Raw genomic sequence first — 24,846 nt, forward strand, 5'->3', positions numbered from 1 at the left:
ACACGGTGTCAGTCGCGTGTCCGCGGTCGTCGCAGGGCCCTGTCAGTGCGCGCGGCGAGAGTTGTCGGCAACCGACACCCCAAGGAGTTCAGATGTCCACCTTCACCACCCCCGCGCCGATCTCCGCCACCGTCGACATCATCTTCGGCAACATCACCGTCAAGGCGAGCGACCGCACCGACACCGTCGTCGAGATCCGGCCGACGGACCCCGCCTGGGAACTGGACGTCAAGGCCGCCGAGCAGGTGGTCGTCGAGTTCACCGACAGCAAGCTGCAGGTCAAGCACCCGAAGCTGCGGTCGATCTTCAGCAAGCGGTACGGCGCGATCGAGGTCCTGATCGAACTGCCGACCGGCTCGCAGCTGAACGGCTACACCGCCAAGGGCAAGTACGTCGTCGAAGGCGAGATCGGCTCGTGCGAGCTGAAGACCGCCAACGGTGACATCCGGGTCGGCACGGTGACCGGCAACCTGCGCGCCAAGTCGGCCACCGGCCACATCAGCGTCGACGCGGCCGGCGCCGAGGTGAACGCCCGGACCGCGAGCGGCGACATCCGCGTCGGCGCCCTCGGCACCGGCTCCGTCGACCTCTACACCGCCACCGGCGAGGTCGCGATCGGCGTCCCCGCCGGCACCGCGGCCGCCCTGGACGCGCACACCTCGGTCGGCCGCGTGTTCAACCACCTGGACACCGCCGACGCCACGACCCGCACTGTCCCCGTCCGCGCCCGCACCCACGGCGGCAACATCACCCTCACCCGCGCCTGACGTGCATTTTGGACAGGACGTCTCGGGTAGCACCTAGTGCACCTGAGCGTCGACTCGTCTGCGCGTACAGCGTCTCACCGGTGCACTACCTGTCGAGCTGCACACCGTCGTCCATCCGGTCGGCGGCGAGGGAAGCGAGGAGGCGGAGTTTCTCCGCGGACGGGGACCCCGGTTCGGCGGTGTAGACGAGGAGGACGAGGCCCGGTTCGGCCGTGATCGCGAGCTCCTCGTAGACGAAGGTGAGGTCGCCGACGGCGGGGTGGTGGAAGCGCTTGGTGCCGCTGCCGTGGGTGCGGACGTCGTGCGCGCCCCACAGCCGCCGGAAAGTCTCGCTCTGGGTGGAGAGTTCGCCGACGAGGTCCTGCAGGGCACGGTCGTGGGGGTCGCGGCCGGCCTCGGCGCGCATGATGCCGACGCACATGCGCGCGAACAGGTCCCAGTCCGGGTAGAAGTCGCGCGAGGCCGGATCGAGGAACTGGAAACGGGCCAGGTTCGGCGTCCGGCCGCCCGAGCCGATCACCGGCGAGTAGAAGACCCGGCCGAGAGCGTTCGTCGCCAGCAGGTCCTGCGCCGGGTTGCGGACGAACGCGACCCCGTCCGTGATCGCCTCCAGCGCCCACCGCAGGCTCGGCCGGGCGGCCGACTGCGCGGAGGCTCGGCGGCGACGGCGCCCCGAGGCCGGAATGCCGTCGGCCGCGCGCGCCAGATCGAGCAGGTGCGCGCGTTCGGTCTCGTCCAGCCGGAGCGCCTGCGAGATCGCCTCGAGCACCGAGGCGGAGGCTCCGGCGATCGTCCCGCGTTCGAGCTTCGCGTAGTACTCGACGCTCACGCCCGCGAGCGTGGCCACCTCGCTGCGGCGCAGACCGGCCACCCGGCGCTGCCCGACCGCGGGAAGGCCGACGTCCGACGGGGTCAGCTTCGCCCGTCGTGAGGTCAGGAACTCACGGACCTCGGCCTTGTTGTCCATGACCTCGACAGTACCGGCGCGGAACCTTCCGAGGGATGTACTGCCGGTACACCTCTCGAGCGTGACTTCTCCGGCCCGTCCCCCGGCGCTTGCATGGAGTCATGCCCCTCACCGCCACGCGGCCGACCGACCGTGACACGGCCTTGACCGCCACGGTGCTCGCCTCGGTCGTGCTGATCACCGCGATCGCGCCGCTGGCCACCGACACGTACGTGCCGGCGTTCCCGTTGGTGGCCCGCGAGCTCGGCACCGGCGCGACCGAGGTACAGCTGACCCTCACCACGTTCTTCGTCGGTATGGCGGCGGGCCAACTGCTCGGCGGTCCCTTCTCGGACCGGATCGGCCGGCGTCGCCCGATGCTGATCTCGCTCGTCGTACTGACCGCGGCCTCCGTCCTGTGCGCCTTCAGCCCGACGATCGGCGTTCTCATGGTCGCCCGGCTGCTGCAGGGGTTCAGCGGCGGCTGGGCGATGGTCATCGCCCGCTCGATCGTCGTGGACCTGACGTCGGGGGATGGGCTGGTCCGGGCGATGAACGTGGTCGCCGGTGTCGCAGGGATCGCGCCGATCGTCGGGCCGCTGCTCGGCGCGGCCGTCCTGCGCTTCTCACACTGGCGGGTGTCGTTCTGGGTCGTCGCGGGACTGGCCGCGTTGATGGTGGTGACAGTCGCAGTCGGCGTACCGGAAACCCTCCGGCAGCGCGGCGAGCCGTTCACGAGTGCGGTACTGCGGAACCGCGGGTTCACCGGCTACCTGGTGGTCTTCGCCTTCTCGATGGGCACGATCTTCGCGTACGTCGCGACGTCGGCCTTCGTGCTGCAGTCGATGAACGGCCTCTCCCCCGTCGCGTACTCGGTGGACTTCGCCCTCAACGCCGTCGGGCTGACCGTCGCCACCTTGATCTCCGCCCGGCTGGCCGATCGCGTCCCGACACGACAGGTCGTCCTGATCGGGCTGGCGGCGACCGGTGCCGCCGGCGTGACGTTGCTCGGAGGCGCTCTCGCGGGCATGCCGCTGCCCGCGGCGTTGATCGGCTTCTTCGTCCTGATGACCGCTCAAGGACTGGTCGGCCCGAACGCCGGCGCGCTCGCATCCGCCCACGTACCGGAGCATCCCGGCACCGGCTCGGCGTTGCTGGGCTTCCTGCAGTGGTGCATGGCGGGCGTCGTCGCTCCGCTCGCGGGCCTCGGCGGAGAGCGGAGCGCCGTACCCATGGCGGCCATCGTGCTCGCCCTCACCGCCCTTTCCCTGTTCGCACTGATCACCAACCAGAGAGGTTCCCACCCATGCGTGGAGTCATGATGTACGGTCCCGGCGACGTTCGCGTCGAGCACCGGCCCGACCCGGCGATCGAGCAGCCGACCGACGCGATCATCCGGCTGAGCGCCACCTGCGTCTGCGGTTCCGACCTGTGGCCGTACCGCGGCCACGACCAGCTCGACGGCCCGACGCCGATGGGCCACGAGTACGTCGGGGTTGTCGAGGAGATCGGTTCCGAGGTCCGCACGGTCAAGCCCGGTGACTTCGTGATCGGCTCGTTCTTCGCCTCCGACAACACGTGCGAGATCTGCCAGTCCGGATACCAGTCGCGGTGCGTGCACGCCGAGCTGATGGGTGCCATCGGCACCCAATCGGAGCTGGCCCGGGTTCCGCTCGCGGACGGCACGCTGGTCGCCACCGCCGGGATGCCCGACGCCGATCTGATCCCGTCCTTCCTGGCAGCGTCCGACGTTCTCGGCACCGGCTGGTTCGCCGCCGTGGCGGCAGCAGCCGGCCCGGGCAAGACGGTGGCCGTTGTCGGCGACGGCGCGGTCGGGCTCCTCGGCGTACTCGCCGCGAAGCAGCTCGGCGCCGAGCGCATCATCGCGATGAGCCGCCACGAACCCCGGCAGCAGCTGGCCCTGGAGTACGGCGCGACCGACATCGTCACCGAGCGCGGCGACGCGGGCGTCGCGCGGATCAAGGAGCTCACCAACGGGTACGGCGCGCACAGCGTCATCGAGGCCGTCGGCACCCAGGAGGCGATGATGCAGGCCATCCGCGCGACCCGGCCCGGCGGCCACGTCGGTTACGTTGGCGTGGCCCACGAAGTGGCGCTACCGGGCGACGAGCTGTTCTTCTCCGGCGTTCACCTGCACGGCGGTCCCGCGCCGGTCCGCCAGTACCTGCCGACGCTGATCGACCTGATCTCCCGCCGGGTGATCGACCCCGGCAAGGTCTTCGACCTCACCCTCCCCCTGGCCGACGCCGCCAAGGCCTACGAGGCCATGGACCAGCGCCAGGCGATCAAGGCGCTGCTGCAGCCCTGACGACGCGGAGCCCGGCACGGAGCGTGAGCGTCAGCTCACCGTCGAAAAGCGAGGTGAATTTTGTCGGAGTGTTGACGGAATAATTCCGGGTTCCTACCGTCGCCAGCGTGCAGACGTTTCCAGGAGTGCAGGCGCTGGTACGGAGGACCCACGAGGAGCGGGTCCTCCAGGTTTTGCGTGAGCAGGGGGCGCTGAGCCGGAACCAGATCGCCCGCGCGGTCGGACTGTCCCGCACGACGCTGTCGGAGATCACCGGGAGCCTGCTGCAGCGCGGCGCCATCGTGGTAACCGATACCGACGCGGCGCACCGGGAGGGCAGCGGGCGTCCGGCCGAGCGGCTGGGGCGCTGGATCCGGCCTCCGGCCAGTTCATGGGCGTCGACTTCGGGCACCGCCGCGTGCACGTCGTCGTGGCCGACGCCTCGCACGAGATCGTGGCGTCGGGCTCCGACCGGTACGACGACCGCGTGGACTGGCCTACCCGGCTCGACGTCGCGTTCCGGCTGGTGCAGCGGTTGAGCGACGAGTACGGCGTCCACTACGGCGCGTTGCAGGGCGTGGGCATCGGGATCCCCGGCCCGTACTCGGGCAAACCGGGCGTGCGCGACTACCCATCCCACGGGGCGTCCGCCGACGGTTTTCACCAGGCCTCGGTCGACGAGGCCTTCTGCGAGCGGTTCGGCGCGCCGGTGATCGTCGACAACAACACCCGGCTGGCGGCGCTCGCGGAGGCGATCTTCGGCGAGAAGGCGATCGAGAACCTCCTCTACGTCCGCCTGTCCGACGGCGTCGGCGGCGGCCTCGTCGTCGGCGGCCGCCTGGTCTCCGGATCGGCCGGTCTGGCGGGCGAACTCGGCCACGTCACCGTCCGCGCCGACGGCAACTCCTGCCGCTGCGGCAAGAACGGCTGTCTCGAGACGATCGCTTCGGTCCCCGCGATCCTGGCCGCCTGCCGCGCCGCCGGGCTGCCGGTCGAGAGCCTCGACGACCTCGCGGCCGCGGTCGCCCGTTCGCATCCGCTGGCCGACCGCGTACTGCGGGATGCCGCCGCCGCGGTCGGCCGAGTCCTCGCCGCTGTCGCGATGGCGCTCAACCCCGCCGAGATCGTGATCGGCGGCGAGATCACCCGGATCGCGCCGGTGATCGTCGCGCAGGCCGCCGCCACCGTCGCCTACGAACTCTTCCCGGGCGCCGCCTCCCCCGGCGTCCGCGCGGCGCGCCTCGCCGACGACGACGGCGCGCTCGGCGCCCTCGCCGCGGTGTTCCACAGCTCGCCGCTGCTGGCGGGCTACCCAGAGACGCCGGCGCCCGCCGGCCCCGGTTCGCGGGCGGCGATCCGCCCGCGGCAGACCCGAGGAGTGGCCGATGGCCGTGATCAGTGACCAGACCGCCCGCGGCGCCAAGCCGCGCGACCGCGCGGGAGGGCGAACGCGCACCCGAGCCGGTGGTCTTCTTCTGCTGCTGAACGCGGTGTCGGTCGGGCTCGGCATCGCGGTGTGGTGGGCGCTGGCGCTCGCCGGGCTGAAGCTGCCGACGCCGCCCGAGGTCGTCGCGCAGGCGATCACCCTGATCGGCAACGGGACGCTGGGCAAGGACGTCCTGGCCAGCCTGACGCGGGTGCTGATCGGCTTCGCGCTCGGCACCGCCGCGGCGATCCCGGTTGGCTTCCTGATGGGCTGGTACGCCGTGGTGCGCGGATTGGTCGAACCGTGGATCCAGTTCTTCCGCACCGTCCCGCCGCTGGCGATCATCCCGCTGGCCATCGTGCTGATGGGGATCGGCGAGGCGCCGAAGATCTTCGTGATCTTCCTGGCCGCGTTCCTGGCCTGCGTGATCTCGACGTTCCAGGGCGTGGTCAACGTCGACCGCACGCTGATCAACGCGGCCCGGGTGCTGGGCGCCAAGGACGCCGGCATCTTCGCCCGCGTCGTGGTGCCGGCCTCGACGCCGTTCATCCTGGTCGGCATGCGGGTCGGCCTCGGATCGGCCTGGGCGACCCTGGTGGCCGCCGAGCTGATCGCCGCCCAGCAGGGCCTCGGCTTCCGGATGCAGAACGCGCAGCTCTACTACGACCTGCCGACGATCTTCGTCGGCCTGATCTCGATCGGCATCCTCGGCCTGCTGATGGACCGGATCCTGCTGACCGCCGAACGCAAACTCACCGGATGGCAGGAGCGCCGATGAAGATCTCCGTCCAGTCCGTGACCAAGACCTTTGCCCTGGGCAAGGACACGTTCACGGCGCTCGACCAGGTGTCGCTGGACATCGCCGCCAACGAGTTCATCACCGTGGTGGGCCCGTCGGGGTGCGGCAAGAGCACGCTGATGAACATCCTGGCCGGCCTGGAGGAACCGACCTCGGGGCGGGCGCTGGTCGACGGCGTACCGGTCGAGGGGCCTGGGCCGGAGCGCGGCGTGATCTTCCAGCAGTACGCGCTCTTCCCCTGGCTGACCGTGCGCAAGAACGTCGAGTTCGGCCTCAAGACCGCGGGTGTCGGGAAGGCCGAGCGCCGCGAACGGGCGCAGCACTTCATCGACGTGGTGGGGCTCGGCGACTTCGCCGACGCGCTGCCCAAGATGCTGTCCGGCGGGATGCGGCAGCGCTGCGCGATCGCCCGCGCGTACGCCGTGAACCCGTCGATCCTGCTGATGGACGAGCCGTTCGGCGCCCTGGACGCGCTCACCCGGGTGAAGCTGCAGGAGCAACTGCTCGACACCTGGAGCCAGGAGCAGCGCACGGTCCTGTTCATCACCCACGACGTCGATGAGGCGGTCTTCCTGGCGAACCGCGTCATCGTGATGGCCGCGCGGCCCGGGCGGATCTACGACGTGATCGACGTCGACCTGCCCTACCCGCGGTCGGAGGAGTTCCGGCTCAGCGCCGAGTTCGCCGACCTGCGCAACCGCGTCTGGCACTCCGTCTACCACCAGGACGGCCGCACGGCCGCCGAATCCACCGTCACCGTTCGATCCTAAGGAACCTCATGTCTGTCTCACGCAAGCTCTCGGCCCTCGCCGCCGGGGCCGTTGCTCTCACGCTCGCGCTCGCCGGCTGCGGCGGGTCGGACGACAAGGCGGCCGACGGCGGCCCGCTGCAGGAGGTGAACTTCGGCTACATCGCCGACTACAACGGCACCAGCCTGCTGGCGATCGCGAACGACCAGAAGCTCTGGCAGCAGCACGGTCTGAAGGCGAGCACCAAGGTGTTCACGAACGGCCCGCTGCAGATCCAGGCGCTCGGCACCGGCGACCTCGACTTCGGCTACATCGGCCCGGGCGCGTTCTGGCTGCCGGCCTCCGGGCAGGCGAAGGTGATCGCGATCAACACGCTCGGCAACGCCGACCGGGTGATCGCCCGCTCCGGGACCACGTCGATCGACCAGCTGCGCGGCAAGACTGTCGGCGTACCGGAAGGCACGTCGGGTGACATGATCCTGACGCTGGCGCTGCAGAAGGCCGGGATGACGAAGAGCGACGTCAAGGTCGTGAACATGGACGCCTCGACGATCGTGTCGGCGTTCGCGTCGAAGAAGATCGACGCGGCCGGCTTCTGGTACCCCGCGATCGGGACGATCAAGAAGCAGGTCCCGGACCTGACCGAGCTCGCCAAGAACTCCGACTTCGAGGCGCAGGTCTCGTTCCCGACCGCGTTCGTGGCCGGTAACGACGTCGTGTCCGGCCAGAAGGACAAGACTGAGAAGACGATCGCCGTCCTGCGCGACGCGATGGCCTACCGCTCCGCCAATCCGGACAAGTCGATCGAGCTGACCGCGAAGATGCTCAACGTGCCGGTCGACCAGGTCAAGGCCGACGCGGGCAACGTCAAGGTGCTGTCGGTCGACGAGCTGGACGCCAAGACCAAGGACGGCACGATCGACAAGTGGCTGAACGGGATGGCCGACTACTTCGTCCAGGCCGGCAAGCTGAAGTCCAAGACCGACCCGAAGACGTACTACACCGGCGACCTGTTCACCGCGGCACGTTCCGGCTCGGTGGCGAAGTGACCGAGCCGACGAACATCCTCTTCCTGATGACCGACCAGCACCGGGCGGACACGCTCGGTGCCTACGGCAACCAGTTGGGGACCACCCCGAACCTGGACGAGCTGGCCCGGACCGGGACCCGCTTCGACCGGTGGTACACGCCGACGGCGATCTGTACGCCGGCCCGGGCCAGTCTGCTCACCGGGCAGGCGCCGTTCCGGCACAAGCTGCTGGCGAACTACGAGCGGAACGTCGGCTACCTCGAAGACCTGGGCGAGGGCACCTTCACGTTCTCCCAGGCGTTGCGTGACCGCGGGTACAACTGCGGGCTGATCGGCAAGTGGCACGTCGGCACCGACAAGTCGGCCGGCGACTTCGGCTTCGACGGGCCCGACCTGCCGGGCTGGCACAACCCGGTCGATCACCCGGACTACCTGGCGTACCTGGCGGAGCGGGACCTCCCGCCGTACGAGATCTCGGACCGGATCCGCGGCACGCTGCCGAACGGCGGGCCGGGCAACCTGCTCGCCGCCCGCCTGCACCAGCCGGTGGAGGCGACGTTCGAGCACTACCTGGCGACCCGGGCGATCGAGATGCTCGAGCGGTACGCCGCGGACGGCGGGAAGCCGTTCTTCCTGGCGCTGCACCTCTTCGGGCCGCATCTGCCGTACATCTTGCCGGACGAGTACTTCGACCTGATCGACCCGGCGGACGTCGAGCTGCCGCGGTCGGTGGCGGAGACGTTCCAGGGCAAGCCGATGGTGCAGAAGAACTACAGCGCGCACTGGACGTTCGACACGATGCCGATCGAGACCACGCGCAGGCTGATCGCGATCTACCAGGGGTACGTCGCGCTGATCGACTTCGAGCTCGGCCGGGTGCTGGACGCGATGCGACGGCTCGGGCTCGCCGACGACACGTCGGTGTTCTTCACCTGCGACCACGGGGAGTTCACCGGCTCGCACCGGCTGCACGACAAGGGGCCGGCGATGTACGAGGACATCTACCGCACGCCCGGTCTGCTCCGGGTGCCCGGGCAGCCGGAGGGCGTCGTACGGAACGAGTTCGTCAGCCTGCTCGACTGCACCGCGACGATCCTCGAACTGGCCGGGGCCGACCCGAAGAACGCGGTCGACTCGCGGAGCCTGCTGCCGCTGGTGGGTGGCGAGCCGGCCGAGTGGGACGACGACATCGTCTGCGAGTTCCACGGACACCACTTCCCCTATCCGCAACGGATGCTGCGCACGGACCGGTACAAGCTCGTCGTGAATCCGGACTCGGTGAACGAGTTGTACGACCTGGAGCTCGACCCGGACGAGTTGCTCAACGTGTACCAACACCCGGAGCAGGCCGGCGTACGGTCGCAGCTGATGCGGCGGCTGTACACGGTGCTGCGCGAGCGGGGCGACAACTTCTACCACTGGATGACGTCCATGTACGACGTGGGCGACGTCGGCTACGACCCGACGATGAGCGGCCTCGACGAGACGACCTACCAGAAGTAACGCGCCGCGGGGCCCTCTCAGTGAGAGGGCCCCGCGTTCTAATCAGGCGTTCTTCCGCCGCTGCACGTAGAGGCGGTTGGTGTCCGGGCCGGTCCACTCCATCCGGACGACGCCTGGTATGGCGGCGTCGCCGGCGCGGGCCGGATCCGCCCAGTAGCCGGCGGCCGGGTTGCGGAAGAACGTCGCCCACAAACGGCCGGCGGCGTCGGTGAAGATGTTGTTGTGGCCGGCACCGACACCGGCTGTCCACCTGTGTGAGTACGGGCCTTCGAAGTGGTCGGAGACCGCCATGATCAGGTCGTACTGGTACTGGACACGGCCCGGCGCCGGCGGGTCGTAGGCGTTCCGGGCGGTGCCGTCCGGGTTCGTCGACGCCCGGTCCCAGGCGGCGTGCAGGAGGTAGTACTTCCCGCCGTGCTTGAAGACGTACGCGCCCTCCAGGTACGGCTCGGGCGTGTACGGGCTCTGCTGGAACGCCGGCAGACCGGTCGTCGGGACGATGTCCTCCATGTCGTCGCGGAACTGCGCGTAGAGGTTGTTGTGCAGGACGAGCCAGGCCTGGTCGCCCTCGGAGTACAGGCCGCCGTCGATGTGGTGGTACGCGCCGGGCAGGATGAAGCCCGGTCCGCCGATGAAGGAGTCCCCGAACGGCTTATTGAGGTTGCCTTCGGCCAGGCGGTACGGTCCTTCGACGCCACCCTCGCTGATCAGCAGGAACGAGCCGACCTTGCGGGAGTGATCGCCCATGCAGGCCACGATGTACCAGGTGTCGCGGAAGTAGTGCAGCTCGGGCGCCCAGGCCTGGCCGCGCTTGCCGAACTGGGTGTCGTACCAGTACTCCTGCCACGGCGCGACGACGGTGCGGCCGGGCGTGTTCTCGCCGACGAACTCGGGCGACCAGACCTTGCCCCGCTCGGCGTCGGGCCGGATCCCGGTCGTGTCGGCGAGTTTCCACGGCCCGTGCAACGAGGGCGCTGTCCAGACGAAGATGCCGTCGTTCCACGGTCCGGCCGCGGGTAGGCCCGGTACGCGCGTCGTACCTGTCGCGACGTACAGCGGGCGGCCGTTGACCTTGAAGCAGTTCACGTAGGTGTCGCGCATCCACACCCGGCCGAGCTCCGCGTCGCGCGGCCGCAGCTCGAGCGGCAGCACGAAGGAGTTGTCGTCCCGCGGCCACAGATCCAGCCGCGTGTCGGCCGCGCCGTACGGCTCGGGCTGGGGCCAGGCCGCCGGGTACCGCCCCGCATCCGCGTACGCCGCCGTGGAAGGGAGCGCCGCCGCGCCGACAACCCCCGCCAAACCGCCGAGAACCGTTCTCCTGTTGATCTCCATGCGCGCACGCTAATCAGACTCATTTCAACGGTGAAGTACCGGCAAAAAGGTTCATGATGAGCGGTGTGAGACCAGCCTTGCCGGAGCTTGCGGCGACGTACGAGGGCACCCGGCGCGGGTACGAGCGCACCGTGCGTCTCGGCCACGGATCGCCGCTGTGGACCTTCGCCTCCACGGAGGTCCTGCGCTGGGGCGTGAAGACCCGCAGCGGCTTCTCCGTCGAGTCCGCCGTCGTCGACCGCGTGACTCCTGGAGACCGCTACTGGCTGGTCGCCCACCTGGGCCCGTTCCGCGTGCACGAACCCGTCGAGATCCTCGAGGTCGTCGACGAGCCGAGGCTGAAGGGCTTCACCTACGGCACGCTCAGCGGGCATCCGGTCCGGGGCACGGAGACCTTCCTGGTCGAGCGGCGGCCGGACGGCTCCGTCCAGCTGACGATCCGCTCCCGAACCCAGGCGGCGCCCGGCGCGTGGCGAGTCGCCTACCCCGTCGCGCTCCTCGCCCAGCGGTTCTACCGGAGGCGCTATTTCCGGGCTCTTTCGCGGTGATGTCAAGGTGGGGTGGTTGGCTCCGACCTTCTTGTGAGGGCGCCGGGAGGCGGTGCCGGTGATGTGAAGGAGCTGCAGATGTCCGAGGTGCGGGTTCACAACTTCGCGATTTCGCTGGACGGGTACGGCACGGGTGACGGCCAGTCGCTCAAGGCGCCGTTCGGGCATGCCGGGGAGCGGCTGCACGAGTGGCTGGTCGGAACGCGGTTCTTCCACGCCGCGGACGGGCTGCCCGGCGGCACGCTCGGCGTCGACAACGCGTACGCCGAGCAGCACGATCCGGGGATCGGGGCCGAGATCATGGGCGCCGGCAAGTTCGGCCCGCCCGGCTGGCAGGACGACCCGGACTGGAAGGGCTGGTGGGGCCCGAACCCGCCGTTCCACTCACCGGTCTTCGTCCTCACCCACCGCCCGCGCGCGTCGGTCGAGATGGAGGGCGGTACGACGTACCACTTCGTCGACGCGACCCCGGCCGAGGTGCTCGAGCAGGCGAAGGCCGCGGCGAACGGCGCCGACGTCCGCGTCGGGGGCGGGGCCACCGTCGTACGGGACTTCCTCGCCGAAAGCCTGATCGACTACCTGCACGTCGCGCAGGTCCCGATCGTGCTCGGCCGCGGCGTGCGGCTGTGGGACGGCCTGGAGGCGCTCGACGACAGGTACGCCGTCGAGGTGGTCGCGTCCCCGAGCGGTGTCACGCACCTGACGTTCACCCTCAAGAAGGCCTGAGACCTACCGGGCGGCGGGCACGTGCACGGTGGCCCGCAGCCCGCCGCCGATCCGCGGCATCAGCGCCAGGCTCCCTCCGTGGGCGCGGGCGATGGTGTTGACGATCGCCAGGCCCAGCCCGACGCCGCCGTGATCGGTGCGGGTCCGCTCGGCGCCGCGCTGGAACGGCTCGATGAGCGTGGCGACCAGCCGCAGCGAGAGCTCCTCGCCGGTGTTCTCGACGACCAGCTCCGCGGTGCCGGAGCGAACGCCGGTCGTGATCCACACGGTGCCGTGGTCGGACAGGTTGTGCACGATCGCGTTGTGCAGGAGGTTCGTCGTCAGCTGCAGCAGCAGCGCACGCGAGCCGTCGGCCATGGCGATGCCGCCGGAGACCTCGATCGTCAGACCGCGCTTCTCGGCGAGCGGCAGCAAGGTTTCGACGGCCTCCTCCACCAGCAGCGACAGGTCGACAGGCTCCGGCGTGAACGACCGCTGGTCGGCGCGGCTGAGCAGGAGCAGCGCCTCGGTGAGGTCGATCGCGCGGTTGTTGACGGCCCGGAGACGGTCGACGAGGACGCGGTTGTCGCTGTTCAGGTCGTTACGGGCGACGTCGAGCAAGGTCTGGGTGATCGCCAGCGGCGTACGCAGCTCGTGCGACGCGTTGGCCGCGAACCGCTGCTGCTCACTGACATGCGCTTCCAGCCGCGCCAGCATCGTGTCGAACCCGTCGGCAAGCTCGCGGAACTCGTCGCTCGGCCCGGGGAGCCGGATCCGGTGCGAGAGCGACCCGGTCGCGGCCAGCCTGGTGGCGTCGGTGATCCGGGTGAGCGGGGCGAGCATGCGGCCGGCCAGGAGCCACCCGCCCGCGAGACCGAAGATCAGCAGGACCAGGAGCACGACGCCGGCCCGCGGCGCGAACGTGCGCAGCAGCACGGAGCGGACCGGGAAGACGCCGTCGTCGATCCCGTCGGGCACGATGAGCATCGCCCGATCGGGCACGTACCGCAGCAGGAACGCCCAGACGGCAGCCAGCAGCAAGGCGCCGGCCAGCATCAGGAATCCCGCGTAGGTGAGCGTGAGTTTGAGCCGGACGCTCAGCCCGGGCTCCCTAACCATGCTTCGGCCCCGTGTCGATGCGATAGCCGGCACCGGCCACTGTCGCGATCAGCCACGGCTCACCGAGGCGTTTGCGCAGCGCCGAGACCGTGATCCGTACGGCGTTCGTGAACGGATCGGCGTTCTCGTCCCAGGCTCGTGCCAGGAGGTCCTCGGCGCTGACGACACCGCCCTCGGCGGAGACCAGCACTTCGAGTACGGCGAACTGCTTGCGGGTCAGCGCGACGTACCGGCCGTCGCGGTAGACCTCGCGGCGGAACGGGTCCAGGCGCAGCCCCGCGATCTCCCGCACCGGCGGGCGGTTGTGCGCGCGCCGCCGGTCGAGGGCGCGCAGACGCAGCACGAGCTCCTGCAGCTCGAACGGCTTGGTCAGGTAGTCGTCGGCGCCGAGCTCGAACCCGGACGCCTTGTCGTCGAGCCGGTCCGCGGCGGTCAGCATCAGGATCGGCAGACCGCTGCCGGAGGCAACGATCCGCTTGGCGACCTCGTCGCCGGACGGGCCCGGGATGTCGCGGTCGAGAACGGCGATGTCGTAGGTGTTGATGCTCAGCAGCTCCAACGCGGTGTCGCCGTCACCGGCCACATCCGCGGCGATCGCCTCCAGGCGCAGGCCGTCGCGGATGGCGTCGGCCATCTCGGGTTCGTCCTCCACAATCAGCACCCGCACATCCTCGATAGTACGAGGCGGCACATATCGCGCACGTATCGAAAACCGGATACGCGCCGGCAACACCGCGCCGATTTGACTGGCCACATGTCCGTCAGCGCACCGGCACCAGGCCGCCGTACCCGACTGTCGATCCGCGCGGCCCTCGTCGTCGCGAACGTGGCGATCATCGGCGTGTTCGTCCATCAGACGCTGGCGTTCCCGTCGTTCTCGGCCGGCGCCGCCCTCGGCGAGGCGGACGGCGCCGTACCCGAGGGTCTGACGGTCTTCGACGACCACATCCCGGCGGTCGGCAACCTCGACCCCGCCCTGCTCGGCGCGCTGCGCCGGGCCGCGACGGACGCCGGGAACGACGGGGTCAAGTTCTACGTCAACAGCGGGTGGCGCACACCGGCGTACCAGGAGCAGCTGTTGCGGGACGCGGTCTCGAAGTACGGCTCGATGGAGGAAGCGGCCCGCTGGGTCGCCACGCCCATCACGTCCCCGCATGTTCTGGGGCAGGCGATCGACATCGGGCGCTCCGACGCCACGGCCTGGCTGGCCGAGCACGGCGCGCGGTACGGGTTGTGCCAGATCTACGACAACGAGCCGTGGCATTACGAGCTGCGGCCCGAGGCCATCTCCCGCGGTTGCCCGCCGCGGTACGCCGACCCGACGCACGACCCGAGGATGCAGGGGTGACGCTGAGCGTCACGCCGATCAGCTCTGCCGAGCACCTCGCGTACATCGGCACGCAGCGGTCGGCCAGCTTCCTGCAGACGCCGGCGTGGGGCCGTGTGAAGACCGAGTGGCGGAGCGAGTCCCTCGGCTGGTATGACGGCCCGCGGCTCGTTGGGGCCGGGCTGGTTCTGCATCGGCCGGTACCGCGGCTCGAACGGCATACGCTGGCCTATCTGCCCGAGGGGCCGTCCATTGATTGGACCGGTGATCTCAGCGGGTGGCTCGATCCGCTGGCGGCATACCTGAAGGCGCAGGGGGCGTTCGCGATCCGGCTTGTGCCGCCGTTGCGCACGCACAGTTGGAGCGCCGATCAGGTCAAGGCGGGGATCGCCGATCCGGAGGTTGGGCGGCTTACCGAGGTGCCTGGTGCCGTTGATGCTATGGGCGCTCGCGTGACGAGCCAGCTGAGTGCGGCGGGGTGGTTGCCGCAGAGCCCGGAGGACGGGTTCGGCGCGGGTCAGCCGCAGTTCAAGTACGAGGTCCCGCTGGCCGGGCGGAGCGAGGACGACGTACTCAGGGGGATGAACCAGCTTTGGCGTCGCAACATCAAGAAGGCGGCCAAGGCGGGTGTCGAGGTCACGGTCGGGGACGACCTGAAGGCGTTCCACGATCTGTACGTCCATACGGCTGCGCGCGATCACTTCATGCCCCGGCCGCTCGCGTACTTCGAGACCATGTTCGCGGCGATGAGCGCTGAGGATCCCGAGCGGATCAAGCTCTACCTGGCACATCATTCCGGTGACCTCGTCGCCGCCACGATCCTGGTCCGGATCGGCGCGTACGCGTGGTACTCGTACGGCGCCTCCGCGACCGAGAAACGCGACGTCCGCGGCTCGAACGCCTGCCAGTGGGCAATGATCCGCGACGCATTGGCGGCCGGGTGCGACGTCTACGACCTGCGCGGCATCACGCCCACGCTCTCCGCCGACGATCCGCACGTCGGGCTCATCCAGTTCAAGGTCGGCACCGGCGGCCAGGCGGTGCGGTACGTCGGCGAGTGGGACCTGCCGCTGCGGCCGGTGATGTACCGCGCCTTCGACCTGTACATGAGGCGACGCGAACACCTGAGAAGCAAGCGGAAATAGCACGATGATCAGCGACTGGCACCACCTGCTCGGCACCTACACCGGCGTAGCGCTGCTGACCGCCGCAACCGCCCCACTGGCCATACTCCTCACCTGCACACTGGCCTTACGCCGAAGCACCCGCAAACCAACCCACACGCCTACCTCGTCAACCCCACACCACACCCCCGCATCCCCGCCGGACCCCGCGCCCAAGTCCGCGGTCCCGCGGCGTACGTCGGCGTGGGTGTGGTGGATGGCGGTCGCCGACGTGGGCATGGTCTACGGGACGGTGCCCTGGGTCTGGATGACGATGTTGCCGGGCAGCGGGGCGGGTGAGGTCCCGGGCCGGCTCAGCCTGATTCCATTGCGCGATCTGTTGTCGATGTCACCCTTGCAGATTGTCGGCAATCTACTGGTCTTCGCAGCGTTGGGCTTCTTCGCTCCCCTGCGGTTCGCGAGGCTGACGTCGATCCCGCGGGTCCTGGGCCTCGCGGCGGGCTGCTCGTTGCTGATCGAGCTCGCGCAGTACGTCCTGCGGCTCGACCGAGTGACGTCGGTGGACGACGTACTGCTCAACGCACTCGGCGCCGGGCTGGCAGCGCTGGCCTCACGCCCCTGGTGGCACCCCACATTTCGTGGGCATATCGAAAACCGGATACGGACCGGCAACACCACCTCGCCTTGACTTGAAGGCATGACCTACAGCGAACCGGCAGGGACCGCCGTACGGAGTGCCGAACGGCTCGCGGGCATCACGATCTTCGGATGCGAGCCGGACGAAGCCGCACTGTTCCAGGAGCTGTCGGCACGCTTCGGCATCACCCCGATCATCACCGCAGCACCGATCTCCGAGGCCACCATCGACCTGGTCGCCGGAAGCTGCATCAGCGTCGGCCACAAGACCCGAGTCACGAACCCCACGCTTCGCGCACTCAGCCGCGCCGGCGTCAGGTACATCTCCACCAGAAGCATCGGCTGCAACCACATCGACGTGAAGTACGCCGAACAACTCGGCATCACGGTTGGCAACGTCACCTACTCCCCCGACAGCGTCGCGGACTACACGGTGATGCTCATGCTGATGGCGATCCGCAACATGAGATCGATCCTCCGCCGCACCGACGCCCACGACTACCGCCTGGAACCGATCCGTGGGCGGGAACTGCGCGACCTGACCGTCGGCGTCGTCGGTACCGGCCGGATCGGCACCGCGGTGATCGACCGGCTGCAAGGCTTCGGCTGCCAAGTCGTTGCCTACGACAAGCGTCTACGGGCCCCGCTCGAGAACGTGTTGCTGCAGAGCGACATCGTGACGCTCCACACGCCTCTCACCGCGGAAACCCGCCATCTGCTGAACCGCCGCCGAATCGAGCAACTCAAGCCCGGCGCGTACGTGATCAACACCGGACGCGGAGCACTCCTCGACACCTCCGCCCTGATCGACGCCCTCGAAAGCGGCCGACTGGGCGGCGCGGCACTCGACGTACTCGAAGGCGAAGAAGGGATCTTCTACGCCGACCGGCGGAACGAACCCGTCGACAGCGAACTGCTGCTGCGACTGCAGCGGCTGGCCAACGTGCTGATCAGCCCGCACACCGCCTACTACACCGACCACGCACTCCGCGACACGGTCGAGAACTCCATCGTCAATTGCCTGAACTTCGGAAGCAGGGAGCACCATGGATAAGTTGAAGATCGGCATTCTCTTCGGCGGCGACTCCGAGGAACACCCGGTCTCGGTCAAGTCCGCGCAGGAGATCGCCCGGAACCTCGACCTGGACAAGTACGAGCCGTACTACATCGGGATCACCCGGCAGGGCGCCTGGAAGTTGTGCGACGGTCCCGGTCCGGACTGGGAGATCGGCAAGTCGAGCCCGGTCGTGCTGTCGCCGGACAGCAGTACGCAGGGCCTGCTCGTCCTGGAGTCCGACCGGTTGGGATCGCGAATCAGAGTGGGGCAGTACCGGACGATCAACCTCGACGTGGTGCTTCCCGTTCTGCACGGCAAGCGCGGCGAGGACGGCGCGATCCAGGGTCTGCTCGAACTGTCCGGCATTCCGTACGTGGGCTGCGACATCCAGAGCTCCGTGCAGTGCATGGACAAGGCGCTCACGTACACAGTCGCGAGGAGCGCGGGGATCGCGACGCCGAACTTCTGGAACGTCACGGCAGATCAGCCGGTCGACGCCGAGCAGTTCACCTACCCCGTTTTCGTGAAGCCGGCCCGGTCGGGCTCGTCGTTCGGGGTCAGCAAGGTCTCGCATCGGGACGAGCTGCCGGCCGCGCTGGAGACCGCGCGTCAGTTCGACTCGAAGATCCTGATCGAAGAGGCCGTCGTCGGCAGTGAGATCGGCTGCGCGGTCATGGGCAACGACCTGGATCTGATGACCGGCGAACTGGACCACATCGCGCTGACCCATGGGTTCTTCAAGATCCACCAGGAGGACTCGCCGGAGAGCGGCTCCGAGAACTCGACGCCGATCGTTCCGGCCGACATCCCGGACGAGGCACGGGTGCTCGTCCAGGAGGCGGCGAAGGCGGTGTACGGCGCGCTCGGCTGCCGCGGTCTCGCGCGTGTCGACATGTTCCTCACGACGGACGGTCGGGCGGTGCTCAACGAAGTGAACACGTTCCCGGGGATGACGTCGTACAGCCGGTATCCCCGGATGATGGCGGCGGCCGGCGTACCGCTCGGCGAGGTGATCGACCGGCTCGTGTCGGTGACGCTGACCGGGAAGCTCCAGTGAACATCGACTTCGAGTACGTCGACGTGCCGGGGATCCGGTGGGACGCGAAGTACGCGACCTGGGACAACTTCGTCGGGAAACCCGTGGACGGGTATCTGGCGAACCGCATCGTCGGAACCACGGCGCTGTGCGCAGCGCTGGAAACGGCATCGGGGAAGGCCGAGGCGCGCGGCTTCGGCCTGCTGCTGTGGGACGGGTATCGGCCGCAGCGCGCCGTGGACCACTTCCTGCGCTGGTCGACGCAGCCGGAAGACGGCAGGACGAAGTCGCGTCACTACCCGAACATCGCACGGGCCGAGATGATCTCGTCGGGCTACGTGGCTGTGAAATCCGGCCACAGCCGGGGCAGCACCGTCGACCTGACGCTGTACTCGTTGGGGACCGGCGAGCTCGCGGCGATGGGCGGCGGCCACGACCTGATGGACCCGATCTCGCACCACGGCGCACCCGGAATCTCGGAGCTCGAGGCACAGAACCGGCAACACCTCCGCGCCGTCATGGAGGCTGCCGGTTTCGTTGGCTGCGCCCACGAGTGGTGGCACTACACGCTGCAGGACGAGCCGTATCCCGACACGTACTTCGACTTCCCGATCGTGTGATGCGGATCCGACCGGCGCGCAGTACCGACGCCATCGACGCGTTGCTCGAAGAACTGGGCTATCCGCAGCAGGACCCGGCCGTCACCGCAGCCCGCCTGCAGACGTGGGCCGAGGACCCGGCCGGGGCGGCGTACGTCGCCGAGGCAGACAACCGTCTCCTCGGCGTCATCGCCGTCCACGTCATCCCGTTCTTCGAACGCGAAGGCACCTGGGCCCGCATCGTGGCCCTGGTCGTCTCATCCCAAGCCCGCCGCCAAGGCGTAGGCACCCTGCTCCTGGAGGCCGCCGAATCCTTCGCCACCACCCAAGGCTGCCTCCGCCTGGAAGTAACCAGCTCCAACCACCGCGCCCCCGCCCACACCTTCTACCAATCCCACGGCTACACCAACCAGTCCACAACCTCATCCCGCTTCCTGAGGACCCTCAAGTAGGCCGCATTTAAGTCGCCAGAGGTGGGCGGTCGAATCGTTGCGTGTGCCTCCCCATCCTCCCGCGCCTCCTCCCACCTGCCCCCACGCCTGCGCCAGGCCCCGCCCAGTCCCACGCCAGGCCCCGCCCAGTCCCACGCCAGTCCCACACCTGCTTCCACGCCAGGCCCCGCCCCAGCCCACGCCAGTTCCCTCGCCTGCCCGGGCCGCGCGTGTGCCTCGCCGTGCTCCCGCACCTCCTCCCACCTGCCCCGACGCCTGCGCCGATCCCGCCCTGCCCCACGCCGGGCTCCGTCCCAGCCCCACGCCAGTTCCCGCCCCCAGCCCCACGCCAGTTCCCCGCCCGCACATGCGCCTGCCCGGGCCCGCGCGTGTGCCTCGCCGTGCTCCCGCGTCTCCTCCCACCTGCCCCCACTCCTGCGCCAGCCCCGCCCCGCCGCAGCCCAGCCCCACGCCAGTTCTCCCGCCTGCGCACCCGCCCGCCCAGGCCCGCGCGCGTCCTCCCCCATGCCCCACGCCTGCTCCCACCTGCACCGGACCCGCCCTGCTCCCACGCCAGGCCCCGCCCCACGCCAGTTCCCTCGCGTGCGCTGACGCCTGCCCGGGCCCGCGCGCATGCCTCCCCACACCCCCACGCCTGCTCCCACCTGCGCCAGCCCCGCCCTGCCCCACGCCACGCCCGCCCCATCCCCACGCCAGTCGCCCTGCCTGCGCATGCGCCTGCTCAGGCCCGCGCGTGTGCCTCCTCACGCCCCCCACGCCTGCGCCGGCCCTGCCCTGGCCCACGCCAGGCACCGCCCCACGCCAGTTCGCCCGCCCGCGCATGCGCCCGGGCCCGCGCGTGTGCCTCCCCATGCCCCCACGCCTCCGGACGAGCACAGCACCGCCTCAACGCCGACGCCGGCGACGAACTTCGCGCCTCCGAGGATCTCGGGGCTGGCAGGTTGTCGGATCGGGGCCGGGCGGTTCGTAGTACAGGTGAGAGGTGGCCGGAAGCGAGCTGCCGGAGACTAGGAGTGGTGGCATGAGCTGGTTCGGCAACGGTGGGGTGACGGCATGTTGATCTACTCGATGGGTGTGTCGGCAGACGGCTACATCTCCGACCGCGACGGTGGGCTCGACTGGGGCGACTCGAACGACGAGCAGTACCGCTTCCATATCGCCGAGACCAGCGAGCTGGGCTGCATGCTGCTCGGCCGCAGGCTGTACGAGACCATGCTCGTCTGGGACACGGACAAGTCGCTCAGAGACAGCGAACCAGGAGCAGCCTTCGCCGAGGTCTGGTGCGCCCTCCCGAAGGTCGTCTTCAGCCGCACGCTGGACAGCGTTGAAGGCAACGCCCGGCTTGCCACCGCCCCACTGGCCGACGAGGTCGCCGCAGCGCTAGCCGCGACCGACAAGCACGTCGGAATCGGCGGCGCCGCCCTAGCCGCAGCAGCCATCGAACTCGACCTCGTCGACGAACTACGCATGCTCCGCCACCCGGTCGTCATCGGAGGCGGCACCCCGTTCCTGCCCCCGGTCACCAAGCCCATCCCCCTGGACCTCATCGAGACCAGAACAGTCGCCACCCGCCTGATCTACGAACGCTACCGCCGCACCCAACGCTGAACCGCACCACACAGAGACGAGGAGGGGCGGCCGGCCCAGCCCGTACCCGAAACCACGCAGACCCAGACCGCTCGCACGAACACGCAAGACCCGCGCCCAGGGCTCGCACCGGAAAGCACGCGGGCCGCGGCCGACCGGCCAGCAGACAACAGCCGGGCAAGAGCCCGAGCAAACCCGGCTGTGCATACCCTGCGGTCAACCACCGGGTCTGCCGCCGACGATCAGGGCCGGCGGTCGTCCATGGTCCCGGCCCAGATGCCGCGTCCAGTGCCCCTCGGCGAGCTGGACGTACTGCGCCACGGCCGCTCCGGGAACGAACGGACCCGCACGCCCCGAGAGCCAACCCAAGCGTGACCGCCGGTCGTTACGATGGCGCGCATGGCGAAGCGTAACTACCTCGTCGAAGGAGGTTCCGGGACCGGTAAGAGTTCGGTCTGCCACGAACTCCGGCGGCGTGGGTACAACGCCGTGGACGGCGACAACGAGCTGGCCTATCAGGGAAACCCGGAAACCGGTACGCCGACCGAAGGCGACATCCGCTACGAGCACCACATCTGGGACGTCGCCAAGGTCCGCGAACTCGCCGCCGACACAACGAACGAGGTCACCTTCTTCTGCGGCGGATCGCGGAACCTCCACAAGTTCCTCGATCTCTTCGACAAGGTGATCGTGCTGGACGTGGACGCCGAGACCCTCGAGCACAGACTCCGCAACCGGGGCGCTTGGGGCGGAGACGCCCAGCAAAGGGAGTTCATACTTCGCCTGCACGCCACCAGAGCAGGCGTGCCGGAAGGAACGATCATCGACACCGCACGCCCGTTGAGCGAAGTCGTCGACGCCGTCCTGAAGCTCGCCGACTCCTGATCGCGGCCCCAGCCGTACGACGGCGTACCCGGATGTGCTGGTGGCGCCCAACAGATCTACCCGCGACCGCCTGTGTATCCGGCCGGCAGCATGTCGGATTCGCAGTGCGGCGTTCGTTGCACAGTGAGAGGCGGGCGCGGATCGGCCGCCGGACAGGAGTGATGAGATGCCGCATTACCTGATCTCGTTCGAGAAGGGTTCGATGGACCACTTCGCGGAGGAGGACTGGCCCGTGGTGGGCAAGGCCGCGCACGCGGTGGTCCAGGAGGCCATCGACGCCGGGGTGTACGTGTTCGGCGGCGGCCTGGACTACGAGAACAACGACGTGGAGCATGCCGTCGTCGCCACCGATGGCTTGGTCACCGACGGCCCGTTCCCGGAGACCAAGGAGCTCATCGGCGGCTTCATGATCGTCAAGGTCCCCACCCGCGACGACGCGCTCCAGTGGGCCGCCAAACAGGCCACCGCCTGCCGCTGCGCCCAGGACGTCCGCAAGTTCATGCGCGATCCGGAGCTGGACATCTGAGCTGATCGCGCCTCGCGGATATCCTCATGCGGGTGACGCGAACCTCCAAGCCTTCGGTCATCTTCCTCAACGGCGCCTCGTCCGCCGGCAAGACCACGCTCGGCACCGCACTACAAGACGCCCTCGACGAGCCGTACTTGCTGATGGGTCTGGACACCTGCTTCGCGATGGTCCCCTCCCAGTGGGCCGGCGGCTCGATGGGGACTCATCGCGCGCAGGGTTTCCAGTACGTCGACCTGCCCGACGACAACGGCCAACCCGTGTGCGGAATCGCGTACGGGCCGATCGGACTACGCATGCTGCAAGGCTTCCACCGCGCCGTCCGCGAGTTCGTCCAGGCGGGCAATCCGGTCATCGTCGACGAGATGATGCTCGGCCCCGAGGTGAGAGACCACTGGTTCACAACCCTCGCAGACCTCGACGTACTCACGGTTGGAGTCCGCTGCGACCTGGCCGAACTCGAACGCCGGGAGGTCACCCGCAAGAACCCAGCGGGCTCTCCCGCTGGTCCGAGGCACGCGTACACGACGGAATGCACTACGACCTGTGGGTGGACACCACCAACCAGACCCCAGAAACCTCCGCCCACCAAATCCTGACCACCACACGCGCAACTTCTTGATCGACGCCGGACAGCCGTATCCCCCGCACTCCCGCTGGACACACCGCAGACCGACCAGTGCAGCGTGACGCACACCCGACGGGTACGGCACTAAGCTCAGCCGACCGGTACGGCGCGACGCGGAGCCAACGAGCGCAGCGGGATCTGACGTGACCGGTACCGTCAGGTCCCGAAACGTCAGGTCCCGAAACGTCGGGTCCCATCAGGTCGCGGCGGGTCTGTCAGGTCGGGGTAGGGCTGACGGCCAGTTCTCGGACCGTCAGGATCTCGACGCGCGCGGGATCGCGCCCCACGACATCGACCCGGTACAGGCACTCGAACGGGCGGTTCCCCGCCACCGCCGGATGGCGCAGGAACTCCTTGCCCGCGAGCAACCGGACGCCCGCCCACGTGCCGTACCCGAACGCTCCCGCGATCAGCAGCACCTCCTTCCCGAACAACGAGTTCGGGATGCGGTACATCGCCCCGTAGTCCACGCCCTCGTCCCAGCTCGGCCTGAACCACGGCGTGTAGACCTCGTTCTCGACGGTGTCCTCGATCGCGATCTCGTGGATCTCCGGCCTGCCGAGCCGAATGGTGGTGACGACGCGCTCGAGCACGATCCGCGTCAGCCAGTTCCCGTCGGGCCCGCCGAGACCGATCAGGTTGCTCTGCTTCAGGAGGTTCGCGTCGATCGCGTTCGAGTGGATGATGTCGGGCGAACCGATGCCGATCTCGTCGAAGATCCGCTGCAGTTCCCGCAACGCCATGGCATCGCCGCCACCCACGAACCCGCTCGGCTCGAAGTCCTTGAACGTGTCGTGCCGGCCGATCACGATGCTCGGCCCGACCCGCCCGCGGTACATCCGCCAGAAACCACGGGCCCGCCGCGTCCTGATCCTTCGCTTGACCGGAACCCAAGCCCATCCGGCTCCCGCAGCGATCGCGGCCGCGACCAAGTTCACCGTCAGATCAGGGACCACCGTCGTCCCACCCAGGTCACCCGCCACCCGACCACTCCCCTTCACCGGCGCGAGTCCGATGCCGCGACATCGAAGTTTTCAGTCTCCCACCGCCCAGGTCTACGCGAGCAGTCGCCGACGAGTCATACGATCGGCCCCGTGAGCCACGACGTACGTTCTCGCCACCTGCCGTCTCGGGACGGCGGTTCGACGCCGCCTCACCTGCTCCTGGTCGACCTCGACGCCGACCTCGTCACGGCGTGGCGCGCGGTCTTCGCCGCACAGATCGACGAAGGCGTGGTGGACGTACGGCGAGGGTCGTTGCTGGATGTGCTACCGGACGTCGACGCCGTACTGACCGCGGGAAACAGCTACGGGCAGATGGACGGCGGTGTCGACCGGGCACTCGCCGGCTACTGGCCGGATGTCCAACGATCGGTCTGGGCGGCCATCGCAGACGAGTACCACGGCTATCAACCGGTCGGAACAGCGAACATGATTGCTACCGGCGACGACCCTTGCCGGTGGCTGGTCTATGCACCGACGATGCGCGTGCCGATGCCGCTGTCGGGCGGGATGGACATCGCCGTACACGACGCCTTCTGGACCGCCCTCCTGGCCGTCAGCCGCGACACGACAATCGGCAGCATCGCAGCGCCCGGCTTCGGCACCGGATACGGCCGCGTACCACCGGTCCGTGCCGCACAACTCATGGCCGCCGCCTACAGCATGCGGTCCCTGCCGGCCACCACACGCATCTCACACCGCGAGGCGCTGCTTCACTGAGCCGGGATCTCGACTCCTTCCACGGCGGGGCCGCCC

At 69.2% G+C, this 24,846-nt stretch carries 27 protein-coding genes and 1 pseudogene; 23 read left to right on the forward strand and 5 right to left on the reverse strand.

What is annotated here, in order from left to right; all coding sequences use genetic code 11:
* Nucleotides 1-92 precede the first annotated feature (92 nt).
* The gene (locus AB0I12_RS33910) at nucleotides 93-767 is read left to right on the forward strand and encodes a DUF4097 family beta strand repeat-containing protein (protein WP_359937612.1); all 675 of its coding nucleotides are present in this window, start codon (nucleotides 93-95) and stop codon (nucleotides 765-767) included.
* An 85-nt stretch (nucleotides 768-852) separates the two neighbouring features.
* Here AB0I12_RS33910 and AB0I12_RS33915 read toward each other — a convergent pair whose 3' ends face one another.
* Nucleotides 853-1,734 carry a helix-turn-helix transcriptional regulator gene (locus AB0I12_RS33915; protein ID WP_359937615.1) on the reverse strand — a complete coding sequence of 294 codons (882 nt, stop codon included), beginning with the start codon at nucleotides 1,732-1,734 and terminating at the stop codon, nucleotides 853-855.
* A 101-nt stretch (nucleotides 1,735-1,835) separates the two neighbouring features.
* On the opposite strand from AB0I12_RS33915, the gene AB0I12_RS33920 reads away from it, so the two are divergent.
* From AB0I12_RS33920 to AB0I12_RS33955, 8 genes and pseudogenes are all read left to right on the forward strand, one after another.
* A complete protein-coding gene (locus AB0I12_RS33920; protein ID WP_359937618.1) occupies nucleotides 1,836-3,035 on the forward strand; it encodes a multidrug effflux MFS transporter in 1,200 nt (399 codons plus the stop codon).
* Nucleotides 3,020-4,042 (forward strand): zinc-dependent alcohol dehydrogenase family protein, encoded by a 1,023-nt coding sequence (locus tag AB0I12_RS33925; protein ID WP_359937621.1) that lies wholly within the window; start codon nucleotides 3,020-3,022, stop codon nucleotides 4,040-4,042. The genes AB0I12_RS33920 and AB0I12_RS33925 overlap by 16 nt, the downstream gene beginning before the upstream one ends.
* Nucleotides 4,043-4,167: 125 nt before the next feature.
* Nucleotides 4,168-4,266 (forward strand): annotated as a pseudogene (locus tag AB0I12_RS33930) (hypothetical protein); the annotation flags it as partial.
* Between the two features lie 146 nt (nucleotides 4,267-4,412).
* The gene (locus tag AB0I12_RS33935) at nucleotides 4,413-5,423 is read left to right on the forward strand and encodes an ROK family protein (protein ID WP_359937624.1); all 1,011 of its coding nucleotides are present in this window, start codon (nucleotides 4,413-4,415) and stop codon (nucleotides 5,421-5,423) included.
* Complete coding sequence (locus AB0I12_RS33940) at nucleotides 5,407-6,225, forward strand: ABC transporter permease (protein WP_359937627.1); 819 nt, start codon at nucleotides 5,407-5,409, stop codon at nucleotides 6,223-6,225. The genes AB0I12_RS33935 and AB0I12_RS33940 overlap by 17 nt, the downstream gene beginning before the upstream one ends.
* A complete protein-coding gene (locus AB0I12_RS33945; protein ID WP_359937630.1) occupies nucleotides 6,222-7,016 on the forward strand; it encodes an ABC transporter ATP-binding protein in 795 nt (264 codons plus the stop codon). The genes AB0I12_RS33940 and AB0I12_RS33945 overlap by 4 nt, the downstream gene beginning before the upstream one ends.
* 8 nt (nucleotides 7,017-7,024) lie before the next feature.
* Complete coding sequence (locus AB0I12_RS33950; protein WP_359937633.1) at nucleotides 7,025-8,044, forward strand: aliphatic sulfonate ABC transporter substrate-binding protein; 1,020 nt, start codon at nucleotides 7,025-7,027, stop codon at nucleotides 8,042-8,044.
* Complete coding sequence (locus tag AB0I12_RS33955) at nucleotides 8,041-9,528, forward strand: sulfatase-like hydrolase/transferase (protein ID WP_359937636.1); 1,488 nt, start codon at nucleotides 8,041-8,043, stop codon at nucleotides 9,526-9,528. The genes AB0I12_RS33950 and AB0I12_RS33955 overlap by 4 nt, the downstream gene beginning before the upstream one ends.
* A 42-nt stretch (nucleotides 9,529-9,570) precedes the next feature.
* Here the strand turns inward: AB0I12_RS33955 and AB0I12_RS33960 are convergent, their stop codons facing one another.
* Nucleotides 9,571-10,860: a family 43 glycosylhydrolase gene (locus AB0I12_RS33960; RefSeq protein ID WP_359937639.1), complete on the reverse strand. Its 1,290-nt coding sequence runs from the start codon at nucleotides 10,858-10,860 to the stop codon at nucleotides 9,571-9,573.
* 65 nt (nucleotides 10,861-10,925) lie between these two features.
* On the opposite strand from AB0I12_RS33960, the gene AB0I12_RS33965 reads away from it, so the two are divergent.
* Complete coding sequence (locus tag AB0I12_RS33965) at nucleotides 10,926-11,408, forward strand: DUF1990 family protein (RefSeq protein ID WP_359937642.1); 483 nt, start codon at nucleotides 10,926-10,928, stop codon at nucleotides 11,406-11,408.
* Nucleotides 11,409-11,486: 78 nt separating this feature from the next.
* Nucleotides 11,487-12,134 (forward strand): dihydrofolate reductase family protein, encoded by a 648-nt coding sequence (locus AB0I12_RS33970; protein WP_359937645.1) that lies wholly within the window; start codon nucleotides 11,487-11,489, stop codon nucleotides 12,132-12,134.
* 3 nt (nucleotides 12,135-12,137) lie between these two features.
* Here the strand turns inward: AB0I12_RS33970 and AB0I12_RS33975 are convergent, their stop codons facing one another.
* Both AB0I12_RS33975 and AB0I12_RS33980 read right to left on the reverse strand, forming a co-directional pair.
* Nucleotides 12,138-13,232 carry a HAMP domain-containing sensor histidine kinase gene (locus tag AB0I12_RS33975; RefSeq protein WP_359937648.1) on the reverse strand — a complete coding sequence of 365 codons (1,095 nt, stop codon included), beginning with the start codon at nucleotides 13,230-13,232 and terminating at the stop codon, nucleotides 12,138-12,140.
* Nucleotides 13,225-13,899, reverse strand: a complete 675-nt coding sequence (locus AB0I12_RS33980; protein ID WP_359937651.1) for a response regulator transcription factor — start codon at nucleotides 13,897-13,899, stop codon at nucleotides 13,225-13,227. Before AB0I12_RS33980 ends, AB0I12_RS33975 begins: the two co-directional genes overlap by 8 nt.
* Nucleotides 13,900-13,986: 87 nt before the next feature.
* Here AB0I12_RS33980 and AB0I12_RS33985 point away from each other — a divergent pair, with 87 nt between their 5' ends.
* The 11 genes from AB0I12_RS33985 (at nucleotide 13,987) to AB0I12_RS34035 (ending at nucleotide 23,060) form a co-directional block, all read left to right on the forward strand.
* Complete coding sequence (locus AB0I12_RS33985; RefSeq protein WP_359937654.1) at nucleotides 13,987-14,580, forward strand: M15 family metallopeptidase; 594 nt, start codon at nucleotides 13,987-13,989, stop codon at nucleotides 14,578-14,580.
* Nucleotides 14,577-15,704, forward strand: coding sequence for a peptidoglycan bridge formation glycyltransferase FemA/FemB family protein (locus tag AB0I12_RS33990; RefSeq protein WP_359937657.1), 1,128 nt, complete (start codon nucleotides 14,577-14,579; stop codon nucleotides 15,702-15,704). The genes AB0I12_RS33985 and AB0I12_RS33990 overlap by 4 nt, the downstream gene beginning before the upstream one ends.
* 235 nt (nucleotides 15,705-15,939) lie before the next feature.
* Nucleotides 15,940-16,371, forward strand: a complete 432-nt coding sequence (locus AB0I12_RS33995) for a VanZ family protein (RefSeq protein WP_359937660.1) — start codon at nucleotides 15,940-15,942, stop codon at nucleotides 16,369-16,371.
* Between the two features lie 9 nt (nucleotides 16,372-16,380).
* On the forward strand, nucleotides 16,381-17,373 hold the full coding sequence (locus AB0I12_RS34000; RefSeq protein WP_359937663.1) for a D-isomer specific 2-hydroxyacid dehydrogenase family protein: 993 nt from the start codon (nucleotides 16,381-16,383) through the stop codon (nucleotides 17,371-17,373).
* Entirely contained in the window at nucleotides 17,366-18,433 is a 1,068-nt protein-coding gene (gene vanA / locus AB0I12_RS34005) for a D-alanine--(R)-lactate ligase (RefSeq protein ID WP_359937666.1), read from the forward strand. Before AB0I12_RS34000 ends, vanA begins: the two co-directional genes overlap by 8 nt.
* Complete coding sequence (gene vanX, locus AB0I12_RS34010) at nucleotides 18,430-19,032, forward strand: D-Ala-D-Ala dipeptidase VanX (RefSeq protein WP_359937669.1); 603 nt, start codon at nucleotides 18,430-18,432, stop codon at nucleotides 19,030-19,032. Before vanA ends, vanX begins: the two co-directional genes overlap by 4 nt.
* Complete coding sequence (locus AB0I12_RS34015) at nucleotides 19,032-19,463, forward strand: GNAT family N-acetyltransferase (protein WP_359937672.1); 432 nt, start codon at nucleotides 19,032-19,034, stop codon at nucleotides 19,461-19,463. The genes vanX and AB0I12_RS34015 overlap by 1 nt, the downstream gene beginning before the upstream one ends.
* Nucleotides 19,464-20,516: 1,053 nt before the next feature.
* Nucleotides 20,517-21,071 carry a dihydrofolate reductase family protein gene (locus AB0I12_RS34020; protein ID WP_359937675.1) on the forward strand — a complete coding sequence of 185 codons (555 nt, stop codon included), beginning with the start codon at nucleotides 20,517-20,519 and terminating at the stop codon, nucleotides 21,069-21,071.
* A 378-nt stretch (nucleotides 21,072-21,449) separates the two neighbouring features.
* A complete protein-coding gene (locus AB0I12_RS34025; protein ID WP_359937678.1) occupies nucleotides 21,450-21,935 on the forward strand; it encodes an AAA family ATPase in 486 nt (161 codons plus the stop codon).
* Nucleotides 21,936-22,101: 166 nt separating this feature from the next.
* A complete protein-coding gene (locus AB0I12_RS34030; RefSeq protein WP_359937681.1) occupies nucleotides 22,102-22,461 on the forward strand; it encodes a YciI family protein in 360 nt (119 codons plus the stop codon).
* Nucleotides 22,462-22,493: 32 nt separating this feature from the next.
* Nucleotides 22,494-23,060 (forward strand): AAA family ATPase, encoded by a 567-nt coding sequence (locus AB0I12_RS34035; RefSeq protein WP_359937684.1) that lies wholly within the window; start codon nucleotides 22,494-22,496, stop codon nucleotides 23,058-23,060.
* A gap of 244 nt (nucleotides 23,061-23,304) precedes the next feature.
* On the opposite strand, the gene AB0I12_RS34040 is transcribed toward AB0I12_RS34035, so the two are convergent.
* The gene (locus tag AB0I12_RS34040; RefSeq protein ID WP_359937687.1) at nucleotides 23,305-24,072 is read right to left on the reverse strand and encodes a hypothetical protein; all 768 of its coding nucleotides are present in this window, start codon (nucleotides 24,070-24,072) and stop codon (nucleotides 23,305-23,307) included.
* 111 nt (nucleotides 24,073-24,183) lie between these two features.
* On the opposite strand from AB0I12_RS34040, the gene AB0I12_RS34045 reads away from it, so the two are divergent.
* Nucleotides 24,184-24,810, forward strand: coding sequence for a macro domain-containing protein (locus tag AB0I12_RS34045; protein ID WP_359937690.1), 627 nt, complete (start codon nucleotides 24,184-24,186; stop codon nucleotides 24,808-24,810).
* The last annotated feature ends 36 nt before the right edge of the window (nucleotides 24,811-24,846 follow it).

The sequence above is a fragment of the Kribbella sp. NPDC050459 genome (genome assembly GCF_040655315.1).
In the GTDB taxonomy this organism is placed as follows: domain Bacteria; phylum Actinomycetota; class Actinomycetes; order Propionibacteriales; family Kribbellaceae; genus Kribbella.

Coding starts and splice junctions, on each gene's coding strand:
- AB0I12_RS33995 (WP_359937660.1), top strand. CDS start 15,940: ATGGCGGTCGCCGACGTGGGCATGGTCTACGGGACGGTGCCCTGGGTC.
- AB0I12_RS33920 (WP_359937618.1), top strand. CDS start 1,836: ATGCCCCTCACCGCCACGCGGCCGACCGACCGTGACACGGCCTTGACC.
- AB0I12_RS33925 (WP_359937621.1), top strand. CDS start 3,020: ATGCGTGGAGTCATGATGTACGGTCCCGGCGACGTTCGCGTCGAGCAC.
- AB0I12_RS34025 (WP_359937678.1), top strand. CDS start 21,450: ATGGCGAAGCGTAACTACCTCGTCGAAGGAGGTTCCGGGACCGGTAAG.
- AB0I12_RS33975 (WP_359937648.1), bottom strand. CDS start 13,232: ATGGTTAGGGAGCCCGGGCTGAGCGTCCGGCTCAAACTCACGCTCACC.
- vanA (WP_359937666.1), top strand. CDS start 17,366: ATGGATAAGTTGAAGATCGGCATTCTCTTCGGCGGCGACTCCGAGGAA.
- AB0I12_RS33960 (WP_359937639.1), bottom strand. CDS start 10,860: ATGGAGATCAACAGGAGAACGGTTCTCGGCGGTTTGGCGGGGGTTGTC.
- AB0I12_RS33950 (WP_359937633.1), top strand. CDS start 7,025: ATGTCTGTCTCACGCAAGCTCTCGGCCCTCGCCGCCGGGGCCGTTGCT.
- AB0I12_RS33910 (WP_359937612.1), top strand. CDS start 93: ATGTCCACCTTCACCACCCCCGCGCCGATCTCCGCCACCGTCGACATC.
- AB0I12_RS34030 (WP_359937681.1), top strand. CDS start 22,102: ATGCCGCATTACCTGATCTCGTTCGAGAAGGGTTCGATGGACCACTTC.
- AB0I12_RS33945 (WP_359937630.1), top strand. CDS start 6,222: ATGAAGATCTCCGTCCAGTCCGTGACCAAGACCTTTGCCCTGGGCAAG.
- AB0I12_RS34015 (WP_359937672.1), top strand. CDS start 19,032: ATGCGGATCCGACCGGCGCGCAGTACCGACGCCATCGACGCGTTGCTC.
- AB0I12_RS33915 (WP_359937615.1), bottom strand. CDS start 1,734: ATGGACAACAAGGCCGAGGTCCGTGAGTTCCTGACCTCACGACGGGCG.
- AB0I12_RS33970 (WP_359937645.1), top strand. CDS start 11,487: ATGTCCGAGGTGCGGGTTCACAACTTCGCGATTTCGCTGGACGGGTAC.
- AB0I12_RS34020 (WP_359937675.1), top strand. CDS start 20,517: ATGTTGATCTACTCGATGGGTGTGTCGGCAGACGGCTACATCTCCGAC.
- AB0I12_RS33935 (WP_359937624.1), top strand. CDS start 4,413: ATGGGCGTCGACTTCGGGCACCGCCGCGTGCACGTCGTCGTGGCCGAC.
- AB0I12_RS33940 (WP_359937627.1), top strand. CDS start 5,407: ATGGCCGTGATCAGTGACCAGACCGCCCGCGGCGCCAAGCCGCGCGAC.
- AB0I12_RS33985 (WP_359937654.1), top strand. CDS start 13,987: ATGTCCGTCAGCGCACCGGCACCAGGCCGCCGTACCCGACTGTCGATC.
- AB0I12_RS34000 (WP_359937663.1), top strand. CDS start 16,381: ATGACCTACAGCGAACCGGCAGGGACCGCCGTACGGAGTGCCGAACGG.